Raw genomic sequence first — 551 nt, 5'->3', positions numbered from 1 at the left:
CGATGGCGCGGGTGGAACCCACCGCGGCGCGCAGTTCGAATTTCTGGATCTTGCCGGTCGAGGTCTTGGGCAGTTCGCCAAAGCGCACCGCGCGCGGCACCTTGAAGCCGGGCAGCAGCAGCTTGCAGTGCGCGATGATCTCTTCGGCGGTTGCGCTGTGGCCGGGCTTGAGTTCGACGAAGGCGCAGGGCGTCTCGCCCCATTTCGGGTCGGGCATGGCCACCACCGCCACGGCGGCCACGGCCGGATGGCGATAGAGGGCGTCCTCGACCTCGATGCTGGAGATGTTCTCGCCGCCGGAGATGATGATGTCCTTGCTGCGGTCCTTGATGCGGATGTAGCCGTCGGGCGTCATCACGCCCAGGTCGCCGGTGTGGAACCAGCCGCCGCTGAAGGCCTCGTCAGTGGCGCGTTCGTTCTTCAGGTAGCCCTTCATGCAGATGTTGCCGCGGAACATGATCTCGCCCACGGTCTGTTCGTCGGCCGGCACTTCCTCCATGGTATCGGGGTTGCGCACCGAGACGCCGGCCTGCAGGTGGTAGCGCACGCCC

General features: G+C 66.4%; 1 pseudogene. It reads right to left on the bottom strand.

The features are described 5' to 3' along the window. Positions 1 to 551 (bottom strand): annotated as a pseudogene (locus RCF13_RS18100) (AMP-binding protein); the annotation flags it as partial.

Source organism: Stenotrophomonas maltophilia group sp. RNC7, assembly GCF_030910085.1.
In the GTDB taxonomy this organism is placed as follows: Bacteria; Pseudomonadota; Gammaproteobacteria; order Xanthomonadales; family Xanthomonadaceae; genus Stenotrophomonas; species Stenotrophomonas sepilia.
The sequence above is the reverse complement of the archived record's forward strand: the minus strand, read 5'-3'. Positions and strand labels throughout refer to the sequence as shown.